9 protein-coding genes and 1 pseudogene are annotated in these 5,542 nt (G+C 57.7%); 8 read left to right on the top strand and 2 right to left on the bottom strand.

What is annotated here, in order from left to right; translation table 11 throughout:
* Positions 1–318 (bottom strand): alcohol dehydrogenase catalytic domain-containing protein (locus AAAB35_RS16355; protein WP_340669354.1); only part of this gene is annotated, 318 nt, incomplete at its 3' end.
* Positions 319–413: 95 nt separating this feature from the next.
* Here AAAB35_RS16355 and AAAB35_RS16360 point away from each other — a divergent pair.
* The 3 genes from AAAB35_RS16360 (at position 414) to AAAB35_RS16370 (ending at position 2,308) form a co-directional block, all read left to right on the top strand.
* Positions 414–599 (top strand): DUF1192 domain-containing protein, encoded by a 186-nt coding sequence (locus AAAB35_RS16360; RefSeq protein ID WP_340669355.1) that lies wholly within the window; start codon positions 414–416, stop codon positions 597–599.
* A 125-nt stretch (positions 600–724) separates the two neighbouring features.
* Positions 725–1,966 carry an MFS transporter gene (locus AAAB35_RS16365; RefSeq protein WP_340669356.1) on the top strand — a complete coding sequence of 414 codons (1,242 nt, stop codon included), beginning with the start codon at positions 725–727 and terminating at the stop codon, positions 1,964–1,966.
* Positions 1,967–2,044: 78 nt separating this feature from the next.
* Entirely contained in the window at positions 2,045–2,308 is a 264-nt protein-coding gene (locus AAAB35_RS16370; RefSeq protein WP_340669357.1) for a metalloregulator ArsR/SmtB family transcription factor, read from the top strand.
* A 116-nt stretch (positions 2,309–2,424) separates the two neighbouring features.
* Here the strand turns inward: AAAB35_RS16370 and AAAB35_RS16375 are convergent, their stop codons facing one another.
* Positions 2,425–2,604 carry a DUF465 domain-containing protein gene (locus AAAB35_RS16375; RefSeq protein WP_340669358.1) on the bottom strand — a complete coding sequence of 60 codons (180 nt, stop codon included), beginning with the start codon at positions 2,602–2,604 and terminating at the stop codon, positions 2,425–2,427.
* Positions 2,605–2,830: 226 nt separating this feature from the next.
* Here AAAB35_RS16375 and AAAB35_RS16380 point away from each other — a divergent pair, with 226 nt between their 5' ends.
* The 5 genes and pseudogenes from AAAB35_RS16380 to AAAB35_RS16400 form a co-directional block, all read left to right on the top strand.
* Entirely contained in the window at positions 2,831–3,034 is a 204-nt protein-coding gene (locus tag AAAB35_RS16380; protein ID WP_027231186.1) for a DUF465 domain-containing protein, read from the top strand.
* 102 nt (positions 3,035–3,136) lie between these two features.
* Positions 3,137–3,634, top strand: coding sequence for a 5-(carboxyamino)imidazole ribonucleotide mutase (gene purE / locus AAAB35_RS16385; protein ID WP_340669359.1), 498 nt, complete (start codon positions 3,137–3,139; stop codon positions 3,632–3,634).
* Entirely contained in the window at positions 3,631–4,710 is a 1,080-nt protein-coding gene (locus AAAB35_RS16390; RefSeq protein ID WP_340669360.1) for a 5-(carboxyamino)imidazole ribonucleotide synthase, read from the top strand. Before purE ends, AAAB35_RS16390 begins: the two co-directional genes overlap by 4 nt.
* Positions 4,711–4,876: 166 nt before the next feature.
* Complete coding sequence (gene ykgO / locus AAAB35_RS16395; protein WP_027231189.1) at positions 4,877–5,002, top strand: type B 50S ribosomal protein L36; 126 nt, start codon at positions 4,877–4,879, stop codon at positions 5,000–5,002.
* Between the two features lie 170 nt (positions 5,003–5,172).
* Positions 5,173–5,542 (top strand): annotated as a pseudogene (locus tag AAAB35_RS16400) (hypothetical protein); the annotation flags it as partial.

The following is a 5,542-nucleotide window of genomic DNA, read 5'->3' on the forward strand; positions in this document are numbered from 1 at the left end:
GCAATACTGGGCGTACCCGCCACCAGCAACGAGGGCGGTGACGCGCTCGCCGACGCGAAATCGGGTAACGTTTTCACCGACGGCGACGATGTCGCCCGCAATCTCGAGCCCTGGAATATCGGAGACACCGGCGGGCGGTGGATAGTGGCCCTGCCGTTGCAAGACGTCGGGCCGGTTCACGCCGGCGGCTTTCACCTCGATCAAAAGTTCGCCGATATTCGGCTCAGGGACGGCGCGCTTTCCCGCCTTCAGCACCAATGGCCCGCCTGGCTGGGTGATCTCGATCGCCGTCATGGTTGTCGGTATTTTTTCGGCCATGGAGCTCTCCCTATTGATTGATTCGCCAGAATGATTTGCAATTCCAAGTGGTTGGGCTGTATTCTCGCATACTAGGTCCCATCTTGGAGGAAATAATGTCAGTTTTCGACGAAGAGCCAAGACGCAAGGTCGTTCATGACATAGGGCAGGACCTGTCGCTGTTATCAGTCTTTGAACTTGACGAGCGGATCGCGCTGCTGCGCGCTGAAATCAAGCGCCTCGAAGAAGAACGCTCACGCAAGGGCGACAGCAAGGTCGCCGCCGAGGCGCTATTCCGGTAAGGCCTGATATTTCGACAAGCGCAATAAGGATGCCATCAAGTTTCCGTATTGCTCCTTGAAACGAATTCTATGCCGGCGGAGTTCACGAGTCGGGTGCTCCCATCATTCTCATTCAAGGTTTTGCCGTGTTTCGTTCGTTCATTCAGGTTTTTGCGCTCCTCTGCGGCACATCGTTTCTTGTCATGGCGTCCGGCCTGCACGGCCTGCTGCTGCCACTACGCGGCGGTGCGGAGGGCTTTTCAACGTCGTCGCTCGGTCTCCTTGGAACGGCCTGGGCGGGAGGCTTCATAACCTCCTGCCTGCTTGCACCGCGCCTGGTGCGACGGGTTGGCCATGTGCGGGCTTTCAGCGCCTTTGCCTCCATCGCGGCGATCGTTGCCCTTTTGACCGGTATCCTCGTCGAGCCGACCGCCTGGATCGTCCTGCGCGCACTGACGGGCTTTGCAATGGCGGGGTCCTACATGGTCATCGAGAGCTGGCTGAATGAAAGGGCGACGAATACCAATCGCGGCCAGATTTTTGGTCTCTACATGGTAGTCAACTTCGCATCGATCACGGTCGGGCAAATGATGATCGGCTTCGGCGATGTGCGCTCGGGCACGTTCTTTATGCTAACGGGCATTCTCTTCTGCCTCGCACTGATTCCGACGGCAATTTCGACAGCCAGCAGTCCGAAGCCGTTGACCGAGGTACAGCTCGATCTCAGGGCCCTGTATCGAAATTCGCCCGTCGCCTTTCTTGGCTGTATTCTGATCGGTGTCGCCAACGGTGCATTCGGCACGCTCGGCGCGGTTTATGGCGCCTCGACTGGAATTTCGACGACGGAGATTGCGTTGATGATGAGCGCATCGGTCATGGGTGGCGCATTGATGCAGATTCCGGTTGGACGCATGTCCGATCGCACCGACCGACGCTACGTCCTTGCAATCGTCGGTGGGGCAGCGGCGTTCATTGGTCTCCTGATCTTCATGATCGCCCCGCACAACGCTTACGTCATTCTAATCATGACGGCGATCTATGGCGGGCTCGCCTATGCGCTCTATCCTGTCGCTGTCGCTCACGCGAACGATTTCGCTGACTCCGCGAATTTCGTAAAGGTCACGAGCGGTCTGTTGCTGCTCTATGGTTTCGGCACGATGATCGGTCCGATACTGGGCGCTCTTGCCATGGAAACCATATCGCCAGCAGCGCTTTTCGCTGTCACGGCGCTGGCTCACGTCTTGATCATGACGCATGCTATTATCCGCTCCCGCATGCGCGCTCCAGTGCCCATCGAATTCAGGGACAACTTCCAGACGGCTGGTGCCGAACGGGTAACGCCGGAGAGCGTTCGACTCGATCCGCGCGCCGAAAGCCCTGCGGAGTAGCGGGTCGCAGTGCGCGGGCTTCGATCCGGCACTACAAAACCCGTTGACAATGCGGCCGGTTTAAAATGACTATCCTACATGGTCGAGACGGATGCCTTTGCAGCAATTTCTGATCCCAACCGCCGCTACCTCCTCGAGGAGCTTCGCCGCGGACCAAAAACCGTGAACGCACTGGCACTCGGGCTGCCGATCTCGCGCCCCGCGGTCTCACAGCATTTGAAGGCGTTACTCGATGCGCGGCTGGTCAAGGTAAAATCCGAAGGCACGCGCCGCATCTACGCGGTCGACGATAGCGGATTCTTTCATCTGAATTTGTGGCTCGATCAGTTCTGGAGCGGGTAAGACGATAAAGAAAAACCCGGTCCCTGCGTGACGCGAGGGCCGGGCTTTTTTATCGCTGCCACCGCGGCGCTGGGTCAGCTGCCGGATGGAATTTCGAGGTACCTTTCTCAGGTGATCTAATGGTGGGTAACGGCTGACTTCAGCCTTTCGATTTGCTCTTTCAGCATAAGCTTGCGACGTTTCAGGTCGCTTATCATCAGGTCGTCGGAGGCGGGACTTAACAACGCATCAGCAATCTGCTTTTCAAGCGCTCCATGCTTACGTTCAAGCGTTTCAAGATGAGACTCAATGGCCATCCAGCTTCTCCCTTGGTTTGTTGCCCAACTCGTACATGCTCCACTCGCCAGGCGGCAAGTTTGTGACAGAGCCGTGACAGTCTGCCACCACTTTGAGCAATTGTCGAATTTGTTTCGTAGGATTTTCTTGTGGTGTAAAATGTGATATGGCGACGTGCTGGTGAGGGCGGATTTGCCCAGAACCAGGCACTGGCTTCTATCACAGAGATATACCGGGAATCACCGCATGTCCGATCAGGATCAGGCTGACATTCGATTGGCAGTCGCAAGATTGAAACAAGAACACATGGACTTTGATGCCGCGATACAAGCAATGATCCAGGTGGGCTGTGACCAGCTTCGCATCCAGCGTATGAAGAAGAAGAAACTTATCATCAAAGACAAGCTCATCGAGCTCGAAGATAAAATCACCCCCGACATAATCGCCTGATTGCATAAAGTGCAGGCATGATCCCGTGAGTTTACTTGCGGGGGGCAACCTTTTCCTTTAATCCGACCTACTCCCACCGCCTCGTTTTTCAGAGGATGCTCAATGCCAGATAAACGCGCTGACGTCGCTATCATCATGGGAAGCCAGTCCGACTGGGCCACCATGCGTCACGCCGCCGAAACGCTCGATGCGCTCGGCATTTCCCATGACGATCGTATCGTCTCTGCACACAGGACGCCGGACAGGCTCGTTGCCTTCGCCAAGGGCGCGCGTGATGCGGGTTTCAAGGTCATCATTGCCGGGGCCGGCGGTGCTGCACATCTTCCGGGCATGGCGGCATCGATGACTGCACTGCCGGTGTTTGGCGTTCCGGTTGAATCGAAGGCCCTGTCGGGCCAGGACTCGCTGCTGTCGATCGTGCAGATGCCCGCGGGAATTCCGGTCGGTACGCTGGCGATCGGGCGGGCCGGCGCGGTGAATGCGGCATTGCTTGCGGCTGCAGTTCTCGCTCTCAACGATGCGGGGCTTGCCACACGGCTGGACGAGTTCCGGCAGGCGCAAAGCGACAAGGTCGCACTGCGGCCGTCTGACGAGGCATGAGCATGATATCTCCAGGATCGACAATAGGCATTATCGGCGGCGGACAACTCGGACGCATGCTGGCGATGGCGGCAGCACGTCTGGGCTATAGAACGGTCATCCTTGAGCCTCAAGGCGATTGTCCGGCCGGACAGGTTGCAAACCAGCATATCCTCGCGGCCTATGACGAGCCAAATGCGCTCGAACAGCTCGCTGAACTCAGCGACGTTATTACCTATGAGTTCGAGAATGTACCGGTCGACGCCGCGGAAGCGCTGAATGAATCGAAGAGCGTCTTTCCGCCGCCGGAGGCCCTCAAGGTCTCGCAGGATCGCGTCGCAGAAAAGCGCTTCCTTGCCAAGGTCGGCATCCCGACGGCGCAATGGCGTATCGTCGAAAGCGAGGGCGACCTCGAGGCTGCGCTGTTGGCATTCGATGGCAAGGGCATATTGAAAACGCGGCGCTTCGGCTATGACGGCAAGGGCCAGGTCAAATTCATCGGCACCAAGGGCGAGAGCGCCAAGGCAGGATATGCCGCGATTGGCGCCGTACCCGCCATCCTCGAGGCCATGGTCGAGTTCACCCGCGAGATCTCGGTCATCGCCGCGCGCGACCAGCAAGGCGACATCAAGATTTATGACATTGCCGAGAACGTTCACAAGGATGGCATTCTCGCAACCTCGACGGTGCCCGTATCGGTTTCGTCGACTATAGCCGGACTTGCCGCCGATGCAGCGCGGAAGCTCCTCGAAGGCCTGAATTATGTCGGCGTCGTTGGTGTCGAATTCTTCGTCCTTGCCAATGGCACCCTGCTCGCAAATGAATTTGCCCCGCGCGTCCACAATTCCGGCCACTGGACTGAGGCGGCCTGTGCCGTGTCGCAATTCGAACAGCACATCCGCGCGATCAGCGGTTTGCCGCTTGGCGATACGCGGCGGCATTCCGATTGCGTGATGGAAAATCTGATTGGCGACGATATCGACAGGGTGCCGGAACTCCTGAAGGAGACCGGTGCGGTCGTCCACCTCTACGGCAAGGCAGAAGCCCGCCCGGGCCGCAAGATGGGGCATGTCACCCGGATCACCAAAAGGCTGTAGCCGCAACAAATATGCAATTCACCTCGGAATCATGCGATGAATCGACAACGGGGAGTTGACATTCGGGGTAATCATTGGCTATTTCCCCGCAACGTGTTTCCGGCGCGCTTCTGAGGCGCGCTTTTTATTGGTGCCCGGTTTCGGGCGTAAAGATACCGGTGCTGAAATGAAGATCAAGAACTCGCTCAAGGCTCTCAAAGCCCGTCATCGTGACAATCAGCTGGTCCGTCGCAAGGGCCGCATCTACATCATCAACAAGACTGCACCGCGTTTCAAAGCGCGTCAGGGCTGATCGTCCGCGACTCACACTTATTTGCATTTGACGTTTCGCTGATACGGACTACCATCCGTAGCATGCGGAGCGTCTTTGCGTTTTCAGTTGTAATCTTTTTGGCGATGTCGCCAGCGTTGGCCCTCGCCGAGGACCAGCCGCCGATCGGGCAACAGGCTGCTTTGCCGGACATGACGCAGGCGCAAAAACGCGCCGCTCGGCTCGATGGGCTCTTTGCTTCGCTGAAGCGCGAGAGCAACGAGGTCAAGGCTGCGCGCATCGCCTCGCTCATCCAGATTCAATGGCAGAACTCCGGCAGTGCGACCGTGGACCTCATGATGGGGTGGGCCGCAAAGGCGATGGAGGATAAGAAATACTCGGTCGCACTCGATTTTCTCGACCAGGTGGTTACGATGAAGCCCGACTATGCGGAAGGCTGGAACCGGCGGGCCACACTGCATTTCCTCATGAATGACTATGGACGGTCGATGGCCGACATACAGAAGACCTTGGCGCTGGAGCCAAGGCATTTTGGCGCGATGGCCGGCATGGCCGCAATTC

Source organism: Phyllobacterium sp., assembly GCF_037994425.1.
Lineage (GTDB): Bacteria > Pseudomonadota > Alphaproteobacteria > Rhizobiales > Rhizobiaceae > Phyllobacterium.